The sequence below is a fragment of the Pseudomonas sp. HD57-3 genome (assembly GCF_056113135.1).
Window position 1 is genome coordinate 5,285,607 of record NZ_CM148568.1, and the last position, 14,093, is coordinate 5,299,699.

The following is a 14,093-nucleotide window of genomic DNA, read 5'->3' on the forward strand; positions in this document are numbered from 1 at the left end:
TTGAGCGTTGGCCAGCCGTGGGCTGGCGACCGACAGAACATGGATTGACGGCCGACGACCCAGGCGCGAAATCCACATTCCGTGAAATTGACTGCTGATGCTATCAGAGACGCAGGCGCCCGCCACGACTGCGTGCTGTTCCCAGGCCGTGTGGCAACAGACTGGAGCGGGTGTGGGCGTGACAAATGGCAATCGCCAGAGCATCCGATGCGTCGATTTGCGGTTTGCTGGTCAGCTTGAGCATGTGCATGACCATCATCTGCACCTGCTCTTTATTGGCAGCGCCAGTTCCCACCACAGCCTGCTTGACCTGAGTGGCCGTGTACTCGGCGATCTCCAGGCTTTCTTCGGCGCCAGCAACGATAGCGGCCCCACGGGCCTGCCCGAGCTTGAGGGCCGAGTCGGCGTTTTTTGCCATGAACACCTTTTCGATGCCCATGGTGACCGGGCCGTAGGTCTGGATGATTTCCCGCACGCCGCGATAGACGATCTGCAACCGCTCATGCAGCTCGCCGGCACCGGTGCGGATACAACCCGAGGCGACATAGATGCAGCCGCCGCGTCCGGTATCGCGAACAATGCCGTAACCGGTAATGCGCGAACCGGGGTCGATACCAAGAATTAAAGTCATAAGCCTGCTGGTTCGAAAAAACACAAAAACAAATGTGGGAGATCCCGTGCTTGAGGGTAAGCCTCAAACACGGAATCTCCCACATTGAATCGTAGTCGCTCTTAACCGAGCTGAGCGGCCACGTCTTCCGGAATGTCCGCGTTGGAGTAGACGTTCTGCACGTCGTCCAGGTCTTCCAGCATGTCGATCAGCTTGAGCACCTTCTCGGCGCCCTCCAGATCCAGTTCGGCGCTGGTGGTCGGCTGCATGACGATTTCCGCGTCATCACCCTTGAAGCCGGCGGCTTCCAGGGCATTGCGTACCGCGTAGAAACTGGTGAACGAAGTGAACACGTCGATCGAGCCGTCTTCGTGGCTGACCACGTCGTCGGCATCGGCTTCCAGCGCCGCTTCCGTCAGTGCATCTTCGTCGACGCCCGGGGCAAAGCTGATCTGCCCCTTGCGTTCGAACAGATAGGCTACCGAACCGTCGGTACCGAGGTTGCCGCCACACTTGCTGAACGCGTGGCGAACAGCTGCTGCGGTGCGGTTGCGGTTGTCGGTCATGCACTCGACCATCACCGCCACGCCACCCGGGCCGTAACCTTCGTAGGTCAGCTCTTCAACGTTGTCGGCTTCGGTCGCACCCGCACCACGAGCCACGGCACGGTCGATGATGTCCCGGCTCATGTTGGCGCCCAGTGCCTTGTCCAGTGCCAGACGCAGACGCGGGTTGGAGCCCGGATCACCGCCGCCCTGACGGGCCGCCACGGTCAGTTCGCGGATCCACTTGGTGAAGATCTTGCCTCTCTTGGCATCCTGGCGTTCTTTGCGGTGCTTGATGTTCGCCCACTTGGAATGACCTGCCATAACTCGCTCCGAATTCTCTTGAACAATGCCCGCCATGCAGGTGCATCGGCCGGCAAAAAAATCTTGTTTTCAATCACTGCAGAAAGAAAAAAGGCGCATCCGAAGATGCGCCTTCAGGCCCGTCTTACTCGGCCTTTGGCGTTTCGCGCAAACGAATGTGCAATTCGCGCAATGCCTTCGCATCCACGACACCCGGCGCCTGCGTCATCACGTCGGCAGCACTCTGGGTTTTCGGGAAGGCGATCACTTCACGGATCGACTGGGCGCCGGTCATCAGCATCACCAGACGGTCCAGACCGAAGGCCAGACCACCGTGCGGCGGCGCGCCGTATTTCAGGGCGTCGAGCAGGAAGCCGAACTTCTCTTCCTGTTCCGCTTCGTTGATGCCCAGCAGACGGAATACCGCCTGTTGCATCTCTTTGCGGTGGATACGGATCGAACCGCCACCCAGCTCGGTGCCGTTCAGCACCATGTCGTAGGCACGGGACAGAGCGCCAGCCGGGTTGGCTTCCAGCTCTTCCGGCGAGCACTTCGGCGCGGTGAACGGGTGGTGCAGAGCCGAGAAGCTGCCGTCGTCGTTCTCTTCGAACATCGGGAAGTCGACGACCCACATCGGCGCCCATTCGCAGGTCAGCAGCTTCAGGTCGTGACCGAGCTTGATACGCAGCGCGCCCAGGGCCTCGCTGACGATCTTGGCCTTGTCGGCGCCGAAGAACACGATGTCACCGTCGACTGCGCCAACGCGATCGAGGATCACGTTCAGGTTGGCTTCCGGGATGTTTTTCACGATCGGCGATTGCAGACCGTCAACACCGGCAGCGCGCTCGTTGACTTTGATGTACGCCAGGCCCTTGGCACCGTAGATGCCGACGAACTTGGTGTAGTCGTCGATCTGCTTGCGCGGCATGCTCGCCCCGCCTGGAACGCGCAGTGCGGCGATACGGCATTTCGGATCGTTGGCAGGGCCGCTGAAGACCTTGAAATCAACTTCTTTCAGCTGATCGGCCACGTCGACCAGTTCCAGCGGGTTACGCAGGTCCGGCTTGTCGGAACCGTAACGGCGCATGGCTTCTTCAAAGGTCATGTGCGGGAATTCGCCGAATTCCAGATCCAGCACTTCCTTGAACAGGTTGCGGATCATGCCTTCGGTCAGGCCCATGATGTCTTTTTCGTCGAGGAAGCTGGTCTCGATGTCGATCTGAGTGAACTCAGGCTGACGGTCGGCACGCAGGTCTTCGTCGCGGAAGCACTTGGCGATCTGGTAGTAACGGTCGAAGCCGGCAACCATCAGCAGTTGCTTGAACAGCTGTGGCGATTGCGGCAGCGCGAAGAACGAACCGGCGTGGGTACGGCTCGGCACGAGGTAGTCGCGCGCGCCTTCCGGAGTGGCACGGGTCAGGATCGGCGTTTCGACGTCGAGGAAGCCGTTCTCGTCCAGGTAGCGACGAATGCTGGTGGTCATGCGCGAACGCAGACGCAGCTTCTCGGCCATTTCCGGACGACGCAGGTCCAGGAAGCGATAGCGCAGACGGGTTTCTTCGCCGACGTCGGAGAACTCGTTCAGCGGGAACGGCGGGGTTTCCGACTCGTTCAGCACTTCGAGCTCGTAGCCCAGCACTTCGATCATGCCCGACGCCATGTTGGCGTTGGTGGCACCGGCCGGACGCAGACGCACCTTGCCGGTGATCTTCACGACGTATTCGCTGCGCACGCGATCGGCGGCGGCGAAGCTCTCGGCGCGATCCGGATCGAACACTACCTGGGCCAGACCGTCACGATCACGGATATCGAGGAAAATCACCCCGCCGTGGTCGCGACGACGGTGAACCCATCCGCAAAGGGTAATTTCCTGGCCTTCCAGGCTTTCGTTCAGTTGGCCGCAATAATGGCTGCGCATCATGGTAGTGGTTCGCTTCTCGTAATTCGAAATTCGGTGGAGATCCCGCTGCACTCAAGCACTGTGCAACGTGTGGAAACTCGCGCGTGTCGTTCGACCTGGGTTTGAACCCTAGTCAGATTTGTCGCCACCGGCCAGATTCTTCTTCGCGCCGGTCTTGAAATCGGTTTCGTACCAGCCGCTGCCGCTGAGGCGAAAGCCCGGCATCGACAGCTGCTTCTTGAGTTCCGGCGCCTGGCAGGCAGGGCAATCGACCAGTGGTGCGTCGCTGATCTTTTGAATGGCTTCCAACTGATGACCACAGGAAGCACATTGGTAATCGTACATCGGCATGGGGTTGTCTCGGCAATCAGATTGCCAGCACGCGCAGGGCTGTGCGGCGAAAGAGCGGGATTATATCCATTAAATGCGGCCTGTGCAGCCGGAAGACTGCACAGGCCGTATTGTCAGTGACAACCCGCGTCGTGCATCCCCGGAGAATCCCGCAGGCCATGCACCACACACACCACCCGCACCAGACCGCTGAAGTTTTTCACCCCGCCGTGGCGCAAGTGCACTTCACGATCGACGCGGGACAACAACGTGCCGACCGAACAGCAATTGTCCTCGGCCATTTGGCCCAGGATGTTCCAGTAAACCTGCTCCAGCCGCATGCAGGTCGCAAACCCGTTCAAGCGTACCGATCGGGACAATGGCCGGATCAACGCCATGTCGAACCCGCCGAGAAACGGCTCCCCGAACTTTTCCTGCTGCAAACCGACAGCAATGTCGCCTCGCCTGTCTCCACCTTCCATATCGCTGACACTCCTTTGCCATTTCTGCGCCTGTGATCAAGGCGAGTTCCTGTGACCTCATTAAAAGCGCAGGTGCAAAGGCAGATCCAGATGACTTTTTGACCATCCACGTAGGATAAGCCAACGCGATACGGAGGATCATGGAGCGGCGGGTCGTCTTCCTTGTTTCCTACCTTCGCGGATGATTTTTCCGGGCAAAAAAGAGAAAAGCGCACGAGCGAAGGATCCGTGCGCTTTCCGTCATCAGGCCTCGAGCAGTGCGCGGAGCATCCACGCAGTTTTCTCGTGAACCTGCATGCGTTGGGTCAGCAGGTCGGCGGTCGGTTCGTCACTGACCTTGTCCAGCAGAGGGAAAATCCCCCGCGCCGTGCGGGTGACCGCTTCCTGCCCCTCGACCAATTGTTTGATCATGTCCTCGGCACTCGGCACGCCCTCCTCTTCCTTAATAGAAGACAGGCGCGCATAGGTCGCGTACGCGCCCGGCGCCGGAAAGCCCAGTGCCCGGATCCGTTCGGCGATCGAATCCACCGCCAGGGCCAGCTCGTTGTATTGTTCCTCGAACATCAGATGCAGGGTCCGGAACATCGGCCCGGTGACGTTCCAGTGAAAGTTGTGAGTCTTCAGGTAGAGCACGTAGGTGTCGGACAGCAGGCGCGAGAGCCCTTCGACGATGGATTTGCGGTCTTCTTCACTGATACCGATATCGATTGACATGCTTACCCCCTAACGGCGATTGAATTCATCCAGCAGGTGTCGGTTCACTGTAGCAAGGCCTCCCTCGCATCGCAGCCCCCGTATCGACCCGATAGAGGCGACAAATCGCCCCACACGCTGCCGCTGGCCGGCGTGATTTGAGTAGCCGCAGGCTTTGCTGTTAAATAGGCAGTGTGTCGCTACGCCCCGTTTTCCGGGCCTGCGCATAGGCTGATGCCGGGCACGTGTCCAACGCCTCTTTATTGTTCCGAAGCGAACCGTGCGCCTTCAGCTCTTCCTTGTGAGCCGTCATAACGTGAGTCAATAAAAATGTTGAAAATCGTCCACCTGCTAATGGGCGCAGCAGCCTTGCTGCTGTCCTTCATACCCAGCCTGAAGTCCGAAGCGGTACCTTACCTGCAACAACCCGATGCACTTTACCTGGCCTTTTTCGGCCTGCTGAACCTGATCCTTGCGCCAGTTATCCCTTACTGGAACAAAGGTCCGCGCCAGCATCTGCAAAACCTGGTCAGCGCTTTGCTGGTCCTGACCGTTGTCCTGCAAACCCTGACCCTGATCGCGCCGATGCCTGTCATCGCCGGCCAGCCAGCCGTGCTGTTCAGCCTGGTGATCGCACTGGTCGCCGTGGTTCTGCACCTGGCCGTCAGCTTCTACAAATCCTCCCCGGCCGCCGCCGCGCAAAGCTACGACATGAGCAACCGCGATACCGGCACCGTCAAGTGGTTCAACACCTCCAAGGGCTTCGGCTTTATCTCCCGGGATTCCGGCGATGATATTTTCGTGCACTTTCGCGCCATCCGTGGCGAAGGCCACCGCGTTCTGGTCGAAGGCCAGCGTGTGGAGTTCTCGGTGATGAACCGTGACAAGGGCCTGCAGGCCGAGGACGTGATCGCCGCCCTGCCGCGTCGCTGATCCACGTCCACGCAAAAAAAAAACCGCGAACAGCCTGGCTGTTCGCGGTTTTTTAATGGGTGCGTTTTTCACGGGAGCCTGCCCGCGCACTTCTCAATAGTGTGGCGGCGGTGCGTCTTCTTCGAAAGAACCGAACTGCCCCACCATCTCTTCCTGGCGCTTGAGTACGGCTGCCATCTGCAATTGCAGACGCTCGACCACTCGCTGCTGCTCCACCAGCACATCGTTCAATGCCTGGATGGTGTCATCCTGAAATGCCAGACGACTTTCCAGCTCGGTAACGCGTTGCTCGAGGCTCATGATCAGCCCTCCAGAAAGGTGAATTCTTCGTCCAGCACCAGACGCAGGCGCTCGCGAATCGCGGCCACTTGCTCGGCACTGTAAGGCTTGGCGGGATGTTTGCCCCAGACCGGTGCCGGCCACGCGGCGTCGTCCCGTTTACGCACGATCACATGCATATGCATCTGGCTGACCACATTACCCAGGGTCGCGACATTCATCTTGTCGGCGTCGAAGGAGTCCTTGAGCACCTCGGCCAGGGCCGTGGTTTCTTCCCACAAGCGCTGCTGGTCGGCGACATCCAACTGAAACAACTCGCTGATATCGTCGCGGCGTGGCACCAGGATGAACCACGGGTAGTTGGCGTCGTTGGACAACAGCAATCGGCAAAGCGGGAAATCGCCGATGGTCAGCGTGTCCTGTTGAAGTCGTGGATCTAAAGCAAACACTGCGCGCACTCCCGGCGAAATGACCTGTTTTCAGCTTAGCGCCCCGCTGTGAATGCGCTGCGCCAAGCGACTGGACGGCAGCATACCTGCGATTGGAGTGAGCTTCACGACGAACAGCGTTGCCGCAAGAATGCCTCCACGCTCCGGGATGTGACATTTATGCCTCGCGTGCACCAGGACGGAACCGGCAATGCGAATAAACCGAGCAAAATGACCCGCTCACACCTCAGCGTTTACGTTCATCCAGCGACCCAACTGTATGAATTCAGTACAGCCTTTGAATTTTTTTGCACCAAAACCGCACAGTGCGTCTACGCTCAGTGCGTCGGGCATCCGCCGAATACTCACCGACGGGGTGAACCGGTAACGTTTTTGGTTGTCGCGATGCGACTTTCAGGGAGCAACACCATGCGAAGGATGGCGTCAAGCCTGTTTGAAAGGCCCTCGAAGCCCCCGGTTTTATGAGGTTTTTACAGCGTCAGACGAGCACCTTGAAAAAAACTGGAACAATTCAGCGGTTTGTGCACGCTTGTTGCATTCATACCCATATGGACTATAAGCGCACCACAAGAAGTGGATGCCTTGAGCCCCATAAAAACAGTGGCAGGGTTGCCCGATGGAGATTCAAGCGTTTTGCCAAGGGACTCTTTTTTACCGATGCTCAAGCTCTGTAAAACAGCGCTGAAGTTGTCAGTCCCATTGCATTTGGACTGTAAATTTGCGACATCTACCAAGCCGTTTGCGACACGCTCGTAAAGAAGCTGAAAGGTTGGATTCGCAAGTATCGCCAACATGGTCGGCGTGATATAAGTTTGCGCCGACACAAAAAGAAAGAGCCGCCCAGATAATAAAACAGGTGGGACGGCAGTACTCTTCTAAAACCAAAGGAGCAAATCACGATGCGCGTGATGAAGTGGAGCATGATCGCACTGGCAGTTGCAGCAGCAGCCAGTACTCAGATGGCTACGGCCGCACCGTTCGTAAGTGACCAGGCTGAAGCCAAAGGCTTTGTTGAAGACGCGAAAGCTGATTTGCTGATTCGCAACTATTACTTCAACCGCAATAACAAAGACGGCGGCAACGACCAGAAAGACTGGACTCAGGGTATCTGGGGCAACTTCAGCTCTGGTTACACTCAGGGCACCGTGGGTGTAGGCGTTGATGCTTTCGGTTACCTGGCAATCAAACTGGACGGCGGTGATGGCACCGGCGGTACCGGCAACATGAGCCGCGACGCTGACGGCCACGTCAACGACAGTCAGGGCAAAGCCGGCGCAGCCGTGAAATTCCGCGTATCGAAAACCGAACTGAAAGTTGGCGACATGCAGCCAAGCACCGCTCCGGTGTTCGCTGTAGGCGGCTCCCGTATCCTCCCGCAAACTGCCAGCGGTTTCCAACTGCAGAGCAGCGAAGTCAAAGACCTTGACCTCGAAGCCGGTCACTTCTACTCGTCGACCAGCCAGGATCGCAACTCCCGTGAAGGCGACCTGTGGGCCAACTATGCTGGCGTTGCAGCCAACACCATCGACTACTTCGGTGGCAAGTACGGCATCACCGAAAACCTGACTGCTTCCCTGTACGGCGCCAAGCTGGAAGACGTCTGGAACCAGTACTACGCGAACGTGAACCTGACCACCCCGTTCGGTGGCGACACTTCGCTGAACACTGACTTCAACATCTACCGCACCACCGACACCGGTGACAAGGAAGCGGGCGACATCAGCAACACCACCTTCTCCCTGGCGACCGCGTTGTCGTTCCTGAAGGCGCACACCATTACTCTGGCCTTCCAGAAAGTTAACGGTGACACACCATTCGACTACGTCGGTGTGGGCAAGAACAACCGTGGTGGCGACTCGATCTTCCTCGCCAACTCCATCCAGTACTCTGACTTCAACGGTCCGAACGAGAAATCTGCCCAGATCCGTTATGACCTGAAAATGGCTGAGTACGGCGTGCCTGGTCTGAGCTTCATGACCCGTTACGTTAAAGGCTGGGATATCGATGGTACCGGTCTGGCCGCCAACAGTGTTTACCGTAAATCCAACGGTGATCCACTCTACGGCGCTGACGGCAAACACAACGAAACCAACTTGGAAGTCAAGTACGTTGTTCAGTCCGGTCCGGCCAAAGATCTTTCCTTCCGTGTTCGTCAAGCATGGCATAACGCCAACGCTGACCAAGGCGAAGGCGACATCAAAGAGTTCCGTCTGATCGTCGACTACCCGCTGTCGCTTTTGTAATCGCACCGAGTTAGTTGCGGTAACAAAACAAAAAGGCCCATCTTCGGATGGGCCTTTTTTATTACCTGTCACTTGTAATAACTGCCTGACCGATAAGTCAGGCAATTAATTAGCAACCTATCATTACACTGCCGATTCCTGAACCACACGAATCACTCGTTGCGGAAAAGGAATATCAATGCCAGCAGTCTTTAAACGATCACGGGACTGTTCGTTAAACATGAACATGACATCCCAGTAATCCGCAGTTTTAACCCACACGCGCAGAGAAACAGTGATCGAACTGTCACCCAGCGTCGAAATAACGGCCTGAGGTGCCGGATCCTGCAGAACACGATCATCCTTTGCCAGATCCAGCAGCACCTGACGGGCCTTTTGCAGATCGGCTTCGTAATCCACACCTACGTCGAACACAACCTTGCGGGTTGGCTGACGGTTGGTGTTGGTGATGATGCCGTTCGACAGATTACCGTTCGGGACGATGATGGTCTTGTTGTCACCGGTACGCAGCACGGTGTGGAAGATCTGGATGCTATCGACGGTACCCGCCACACCCTGGGCTTCGATCCAGTCACCGATGCGGAACGGACGGAACAGCAGAATCAGCACGCCGCCGGCGAAGTTCGCCAGGCTGCCCTGCAACGCCAGACCGATGGCCAGGCCGGCCGCACCGATCGCCGCCACGAACGAAGTGGTCTCGACGCCGATCATCGACGCCACGCTGACAATCAGCAGCACCTTGAGAATGATGTTGGCCAGGCTGCTGATGAAACCTTGCAAGGCCAGGTCGGCATTGCGCAGGGCCAGCAGGCCGCCGAGCTTTTGCGTGACCTTGTTGATCAGCCACCAGCCGATGGCCAGGGTGATCACCGCCAGCAGCACACGACTGCCGTATTCCATGATCATCGGAATCCACGCCTGGGACGCCTTGACCAGGTTGTCCACCTCAGCATTCAAATCCATCTTTTATCTCCTGATTGCCGGCTTCCCGGGCTGTAAAAAACCAGCGGCAGAAAGACCGGGCCGTAAAGGGCTCAATCGTTTCTGCCGTTGCTTGGGCCTCGGACGCTTTAAACGCCGAGAGGTTCCCGACCGAAAAGCTTAGTCGCGGAAGTTGTTGAACTGCAGTGGCATGCCGAATTCCTTGGCACGCAGGGCCGCGATGGCCTCCTGCAGGTCGTCACGTTTCTTGCCGGTCACACGCACCTGCTCGCCCTGAATGGCGGCCTGTACCTTGAGTTTGGCTTCCTTGATGTGGCCGACGATTTTCTTCGCCAGTTCCTTGTCGATGCCTTCCTTGAGGACGGCGTCCTGTTTCATCAGTTTGCCGGAGGCGAAGGAGTCTTTGACTTCAAGGCACTGCACGTCGATCTTGCGCTTGACCAGGGCCAGCTTGAGGATCTCGATCATCGCTTCCAGCTGGAAATCGGCTTCAGCGGTCAGGTGGACGGTCAGGTCCTTTTCCTTGAATTCAAAGCTGCCCTTGCCTTTCAGGTCATAACGACGATCGAGTTCCTTCACGGCGTTCTCGACCGCGTTGGTGAGTTCGTGTTTGTCCAGTTCGGATACCACGTCGAACGACGGCATGTAATCTCTCCAATAAAAAGGCGCGCTCGTACGGGACGCGGCGCGCTTGGCTTGCGGTTAAAATCGGGCTCATTATAACGGGTCTTTTCCCACCGACACGGCGAGCCTTGCATGCCTGTACCTTACCGAGTGAAAAACTGATGTCCACCCCCTGGCACGTCCTCGGCGCCGGAAGTCTCGGCACGCTCTGGGCCACGCGTCTGGCTAGGGCCGGATTGCCGGTCCGGCTGATCCTGCGCGACATCGACCGCCTGCACGACTATGCAACGGCGGGCGGCCTGACCCTCGTCGAACAAGGCATCGCCAGCAGTTACGCGATCCCCGGTGAAACCCCGGACAGTCCCGGCCCCATCCGTCGCCTGCTGGTGGCCTGCAAGGCCTACGACGCCGAAGCGGCCGTGGCCGGGCTTGCCCATCGTCTGGCACCGGACGCCGAACTGATTCTTTTGCAGAACGGCCTCGGCAGCCAGGAAGCGGTCGCCGCACAAGTCCCGCAGGCCCGCTGCATCAGCGCCTCCAGCACCGAGGGCGCGTTTCGCGATGGCGACTGGCGCGTGGTATTCGCCGGCCACGGCTACACCTGGCTCGGCGACGCCGGTCATCCCGTGGCGCCATTCTGGCTGGACGACCTTGAGGCAGCGAAAATCCCCCATGAATGGAGCGCCGACATCCTCACCCGCCTGTGGCGCAAGCTGGCGCTCAACTGTGCGATCAATCCGCTGACGGTGCTGCACGACTGCCGCAACGGCGGCTTGCAGCAACATCACTGCGAAGTCGCCACGCTGTGCGGCGAACTGACCGAGCTGCTCGAACGCTGCGGGCAACCGGCGGCGGCGGACAACCTGCAACAGGAAGTGGAGCGGGTGATCCAGGCCACGGCGGCGAATTTCTCGTCCATGTATCAGGACGTGGCCAGCAAACGCCGCACCGAGATCAGCTATTTGCTTGGGCATGCCTGCAAGGTTGCAGAGCGTCATCAGTTGAACCTGCCGCATCTCAAGCAATTGCAACAGCGGCTGAGCGCTCATCTGCACAGTCTCGGATTGCCCGTCGACTGAGCAGCGGCTACGCTGGCCACTTGTTCCTTTGCTGCGATAAACCTGATGCCATTGCGCCAGCGTCTTGAAAACCTGCCGGTCGGCCAGAAACTGCTGGCCGCCCTGCTGGTGCTGTTGACCACCGTGTTGCTGGTCGCCAACCTGACCTTTATCAGCGCCGCCTATTACATTTCCCAGGAAAGCATGGCGCCCCAGGCGTTGCAGACCATCGGCCGGCTGGTGTCGAACCCGAGTCTGGTGGCCGAAGCCTTGCAGTCGCCGCAAAGCGCCGAACGCCTGCTCAAGGAACTCGACAGCTATTCCCCGCTGCGTGCCGCCGCGTTATATGACGGCAAAGGCGAACGTCTGGCGCAGCTGCAACACGGCGACAAACTCAAACTGCCGGAACGCTACCGGCACATCGAAGCCTGGCAACTGACCGAGTTTCGCAGCAATCAACTCATCACCCTGCCCCGCCCCGGTACTGCGCCGGGCCACCTGCTTTTGGTGGCCAGCAGCGAGCTGCCAGTCGCGTTCTACACCGGCACACTCACGGCCAGCCTAGGGATTCTGATTTTCAGCGTGCTGCTGTGGCTGGTCATCGCCCGGCAGATCAAGCGCCTGATAACCCGCCCGATCCATCAACTGGAAGAACTGTCCCGCCAGGTGACCCGCGAGGAAAACTACGCCCTGCGCGCCTCCCGGGGTAACCATGACGAAATCGGCAGTCTGGCCGAGGCATTCAACACCATGCTTTCGCGCATCGAGGCCCGGGAGCAGCAGCTCAAGCGCGCCCGCGATGATTCCCAGGCGGCTTACGATCAGGCCCAGGGTCTGGCCGAAGAAACCCGCCACACCAATCGCAAGCTGGAACTGGAAGTCCAGGTGCGCAGCAAGATCGAGAAGAAACTCACCGGGTTCCAGAACTACCTCAACAGCATCATCGACTCCATGCCTTCGGCGCTGATCGCCCTCGACGAGCAACTCTACGTCACGCAGTGGAACCAGGAGGCCAGCGCCCTTTCCGGTACACGACTGGACGAAGCGCTGAACCAGCCGATCTTCCTCGCCTTCGAGCCGCTCAAGCCGTTCCTGCCGCAACTCAAGCAGACCGTCGAGCAACACACAGTGGCGAAAATCGAGCGGGTGACGTGGTTCAAGGACGACGAGCCCAAGCACTACGCCCTGACCTTCTATCCGTTGATGGGCGGCGCCGGGCGCGGCGTGGTGATCCGCATCGACGACATCACCCAGCGCCTGTCACTGGAAGAAATGATGGTGCAGTCGGAGAAAATGCTGTCGGTCGGTGGCCTCGCCGCCGGCATGGCCCACGAGATCAATAACCCACTGGGGGCGATCCTGCACAACGTGCAGAACATCCGCCGACGCCTGTCGCCAGACCTGCCGAAGAACCTCGAACAAGCCGAACAACTGGGCATCGAACTCGATACCGTGAACCGTTACCTGCAAGGCCGGGAAGTCCCGCAACTGCTCGACGGCATCCAGCAGGCCGGCGCCCGGGCAGCAAAAATCGTCACCCACATGCTCAGTTTCAGTCGTCGCAGCAACCGGCAGATGGCGCCGTGCGACCTGCCGGCGCTGATCGATCAAGCCGTGGAAATCGCCGGCAACGACTTCGACCTGGCCATCGGTTTCGACTTCAAGGGCCAGGCGATCATTCGCCAGTTCGACCCCGCGTTGGGCCCGGTGCCCGGTACCGCCAACGAACTCGAACAGGTGCTGCTCAACCTGTTGAAAAACGCCGCGCAGGCGATCCACCAGCGCGAAGATGACAGCGAGCCGGGGCGGATCACTCTGCGCACCCGACTCAATCCGCCCTGGGCCGAGATTCAGGTCGAGGACAACGGCATCGGCATGAGCGAGAACGTGCGCAAGCGCACCTTCGAGCCGTTCTTCACCACCAAGGAAATCGGCCAGGGCACGGGCCTCGGCCTGTCGGTGTCGTACTTCATCATCACCAACAACCACAAAGGGCAGATGGAAGTGCAGTCGGCGCCGGGACAAGGCACCTGCTTCACCCTGCGCCTGCCACTGGCGCAACCGGCGCCCATCGCCGCCGAAACCAATCAACTACCGAGGTAAACCATGGGCTTTCGCTTGTCGAAGATCTACACCCGCACCGGCGACAAGGGCGAAACCGGACTCGGCGACGGCCGCCGGGTGCCCAAGGATCACCCGCGCATCGAAGCCATTGGCGAGGTCGATACGCTGAACAGTCAGGTCGGCGTGCTGCTGGCCGGATTGATCGCCGAACGCGAAACCTGCCCCGGGCTCAATGAATTGATCGACGTGTTGGCGCCCTGCCAGCATCGGTTGTTCGATCTTGGTGGCGAGCTGGCGATGCCGGAATATCAGGCGCTGAACGCAGCAGAAATCGAACGGCTGGAAGCGGCCATTGATGTATGGAACGAGGAATTGGGGCCGCTGGAGAATTTCATTCTGCCGGGCGGTTCGATGCTGATTGCCCAGGCCCATGTCTGCCGCAGCCTGGCGCGCAGTGCCGAACGTCGTTGCCAGCATTTGAATGCGATCGAGCCGTTGGCCGGGGTTGGCCTGGCGTATATCAATCGCTTGTCGGATCTGTTGTTTGTGGCGGCCAGACTGATCGCCCGGCGCCAGGGTGTTGCAGAAATCCTGTGGCAGCCGGCGGCAAAACCCACAGAAAAGTAGCGCCTGACAAA

15 protein-coding genes are annotated in these 14,093 nt (G+C 59.0%); 5 read left to right on the forward strand and 10 right to left on the reverse strand.

What is annotated here, in order from left to right; genetic code table 11:
• Positions 1 to 103 precede the first annotated feature (103 nt).
• From ruvC to AC0R79_RS23980, 6 genes are all read right to left on the reverse strand, one after another.
• The gene (gene ruvC / locus AC0R79_RS23955) at positions 104 to 631 is read right to left on the reverse strand and encodes a crossover junction endodeoxyribonuclease RuvC (RefSeq protein WP_007951206.1); all 528 of its coding nucleotides are present in this window, start codon (positions 629 to 631) and stop codon (positions 104 to 106) included.
• A gap of 101 nt (positions 632 to 732) precedes the next feature.
• Positions 733 to 1,479: a YebC/PmpR family DNA-binding transcriptional regulator gene (locus AC0R79_RS23960; RefSeq protein WP_003227527.1), complete on the reverse strand. Its 747-nt coding sequence runs from the start codon at positions 1,477 to 1,479 to the stop codon at positions 733 to 735.
• Positions 1,480 to 1,603: 124 nt separating this feature from the next.
• Positions 1,604 to 3,379, reverse strand: coding sequence for an aspartate--tRNA ligase (aspS, locus tag AC0R79_RS23965; RefSeq protein ID WP_007951209.1), 1,776 nt, complete (start codon positions 3,377 to 3,379; stop codon positions 1,604 to 1,606).
• 108 nt (positions 3,380 to 3,487) lie between these two features.
• Positions 3,488 to 3,709 carry an FmdB family zinc ribbon protein gene (locus AC0R79_RS23970; RefSeq protein ID WP_007951210.1) on the reverse strand — a complete coding sequence of 74 codons (222 nt, stop codon included), beginning with the start codon at positions 3,707 to 3,709 and terminating at the stop codon, positions 3,488 to 3,490.
• 113 nt (positions 3,710 to 3,822) lie between these two features.
• Positions 3,823 to 4,170, reverse strand: coding sequence for a ribbon-helix-helix domain-containing protein (locus tag AC0R79_RS23975; RefSeq protein ID WP_127799560.1), 348 nt, complete (start codon positions 4,168 to 4,170; stop codon positions 3,823 to 3,825).
• A 243-nt stretch (positions 4,171 to 4,413) separates the two neighbouring features.
• A complete protein-coding gene (locus AC0R79_RS23980) occupies positions 4,414 to 4,884 on the reverse strand; it encodes a Dps family protein (protein ID WP_474731863.1) in 471 nt (156 codons plus the stop codon).
• Between the two features lie 309 nt (positions 4,885 to 5,193).
• Here AC0R79_RS23980 and AC0R79_RS23985 point away from each other — a divergent pair, with 309 nt between their 5' ends.
• Complete coding sequence (locus AC0R79_RS23985; RefSeq protein ID WP_007951213.1) at positions 5,194 to 5,796, forward strand: cold-shock protein; 603 nt, start codon at positions 5,194 to 5,196, stop codon at positions 5,794 to 5,796.
• Between the two features lie 93 nt (positions 5,797 to 5,889).
• Here the strand turns inward: AC0R79_RS23985 and AC0R79_RS23990 are convergent, their stop codons facing one another.
• Both AC0R79_RS23990 and AC0R79_RS23995 read right to left on the reverse strand, forming a co-directional pair.
• Positions 5,890 to 6,096, reverse strand: a complete 207-nt coding sequence (locus AC0R79_RS23990) for a SlyX family protein (RefSeq protein WP_007951214.1) — start codon at positions 6,094 to 6,096, stop codon at positions 5,890 to 5,892.
• Between the two features lie 2 nt (positions 6,097 to 6,098).
• Positions 6,099 to 6,524 carry an HIT family protein gene (locus AC0R79_RS23995; protein ID WP_007951215.1) on the reverse strand — a complete coding sequence of 142 codons (426 nt, stop codon included), beginning with the start codon at positions 6,522 to 6,524 and terminating at the stop codon, positions 6,099 to 6,101.
• Between the two features lie 899 nt (positions 6,525 to 7,423).
• Between AC0R79_RS23995 and AC0R79_RS24000 the strand changes: the two genes are divergently transcribed.
• On the forward strand, positions 7,424 to 8,767 hold the full coding sequence (locus AC0R79_RS24000) for an OprD family porin (protein ID WP_127799564.1): 1,344 nt from the start codon (positions 7,424 to 7,426) through the stop codon (positions 8,765 to 8,767).
• Positions 8,768 to 8,890: 123 nt separating this feature from the next.
• Here the strand turns inward: AC0R79_RS24000 and AC0R79_RS24005 are convergent, their stop codons facing one another.
• Together AC0R79_RS24005 and AC0R79_RS24010 are read right to left on the reverse strand one after the other, a co-directional pair.
• Positions 8,891 to 9,730: a mechanosensitive ion channel family protein gene (locus tag AC0R79_RS24005; protein ID WP_007951217.1), complete on the reverse strand. Its 840-nt coding sequence runs from the start codon at positions 9,728 to 9,730 to the stop codon at positions 8,891 to 8,893.
• 138 nt (positions 9,731 to 9,868) lie between these two features.
• On the reverse strand, positions 9,869 to 10,354 hold the full coding sequence (locus AC0R79_RS24010; protein WP_007951218.1) for a YajQ family cyclic di-GMP-binding protein: 486 nt from the start codon (positions 10,352 to 10,354) through the stop codon (positions 9,869 to 9,871).
• A 140-nt stretch (positions 10,355 to 10,494) separates the two neighbouring features.
• On the opposite strand from AC0R79_RS24010, the gene AC0R79_RS24015 reads away from it, so the two are divergent.
• Genes AC0R79_RS24015 through AC0R79_RS24025 form a run of 3 tightly spaced genes read left to right on the forward strand, consistent with a single transcriptional unit; the run spans position 10,495 to position 14,082 of the window.
• Positions 10,495 to 11,412, forward strand: a complete 918-nt coding sequence (locus AC0R79_RS24015; protein WP_474731868.1) for a putative 2-dehydropantoate 2-reductase — start codon at positions 10,495 to 10,497, stop codon at positions 11,410 to 11,412.
• Between the two features lie 45 nt (positions 11,413 to 11,457).
• Entirely contained in the window at positions 11,458 to 13,494 is a 2,037-nt protein-coding gene (locus tag AC0R79_RS24020; RefSeq protein WP_085745209.1) for a sensor histidine kinase, read from the forward strand.
• 3 nt (positions 13,495 to 13,497) lie between these two features.
• Entirely contained in the window at positions 13,498 to 14,082 is a 585-nt protein-coding gene (locus AC0R79_RS24025; protein WP_179693963.1) for a cob(I)yrinic acid a,c-diamide adenosyltransferase, read from the forward strand.
• The last annotated feature ends 11 nt before the right edge of the window (positions 14,083 to 14,093 follow it).

Excerpts from the sequence above, each read along its gene's own strand:
- ruvC (WP_007951206.1), bottom strand. The coding sequence starts at position 631 with ATGACTTTAATTCTTGGTATCGACCCCGGTTCGCGCATTACCGGTTAC.
- AC0R79_RS23960 (WP_003227527.1), bottom strand. The coding sequence starts at position 1,479 with ATGGCAGGTCATTCCAAGTGGGCGAACATCAAGCACCGCAAAGAACGC.
- aspS (WP_007951209.1), bottom strand. The coding sequence starts at position 3,379 with ATGATGCGCAGCCATTATTGCGGCCAACTGAACGAAAGCCTGGAAGGC.
- AC0R79_RS23970 (WP_007951210.1), bottom strand. The coding sequence starts at position 3,709 with ATGCCGATGTACGATTACCAATGTGCTTCCTGTGGTCATCAGTTGGAA.
- AC0R79_RS23975 (WP_127799560.1), bottom strand. The coding sequence starts at position 4,170 with ATGGAAGGTGGAGACAGGCGAGGCGACATTGCTGTCGGTTTGCAGCAG.
- AC0R79_RS23980 (WP_474731863.1), bottom strand. The coding sequence starts at position 4,884 with ATGTCAATCGATATCGGTATCAGTGAAGAAGACCGCAAATCCATCGTC.
- AC0R79_RS23985 (WP_007951213.1), top strand. The coding sequence starts at position 5,194 with ATGTTGAAAATCGTCCACCTGCTAATGGGCGCAGCAGCCTTGCTGCTG.
- AC0R79_RS23990 (WP_007951214.1), bottom strand. The coding sequence starts at position 6,096 with ATGAGCCTCGAGCAACGCGTTACCGAGCTGGAAAGTCGTCTGGCATTT.
- AC0R79_RS24000 (WP_127799564.1), top strand. The coding sequence starts at position 7,424 with ATGCGCGTGATGAAGTGGAGCATGATCGCACTGGCAGTTGCAGCAGCA.
- AC0R79_RS24005 (WP_007951217.1), bottom strand. The coding sequence starts at position 9,730 with ATGGATTTGAATGCTGAGGTGGACAACCTGGTCAAGGCGTCCCAGGCG.
- AC0R79_RS24010 (WP_007951218.1), bottom strand. The coding sequence starts at position 10,354 with ATGCCGTCGTTCGACGTGGTATCCGAACTGGACAAACACGAACTCACC.
- AC0R79_RS24015 (WP_474731868.1), top strand. The coding sequence starts at position 10,495 with ATGTCCACCCCCTGGCACGTCCTCGGCGCCGGAAGTCTCGGCACGCTC.
- AC0R79_RS24020 (WP_085745209.1), top strand. The coding sequence starts at position 11,458 with ATGCCATTGCGCCAGCGTCTTGAAAACCTGCCGGTCGGCCAGAAACTG.
- AC0R79_RS24025 (WP_179693963.1), top strand. The coding sequence starts at position 13,498 with ATGGGCTTTCGCTTGTCGAAGATCTACACCCGCACCGGCGACAAGGGC.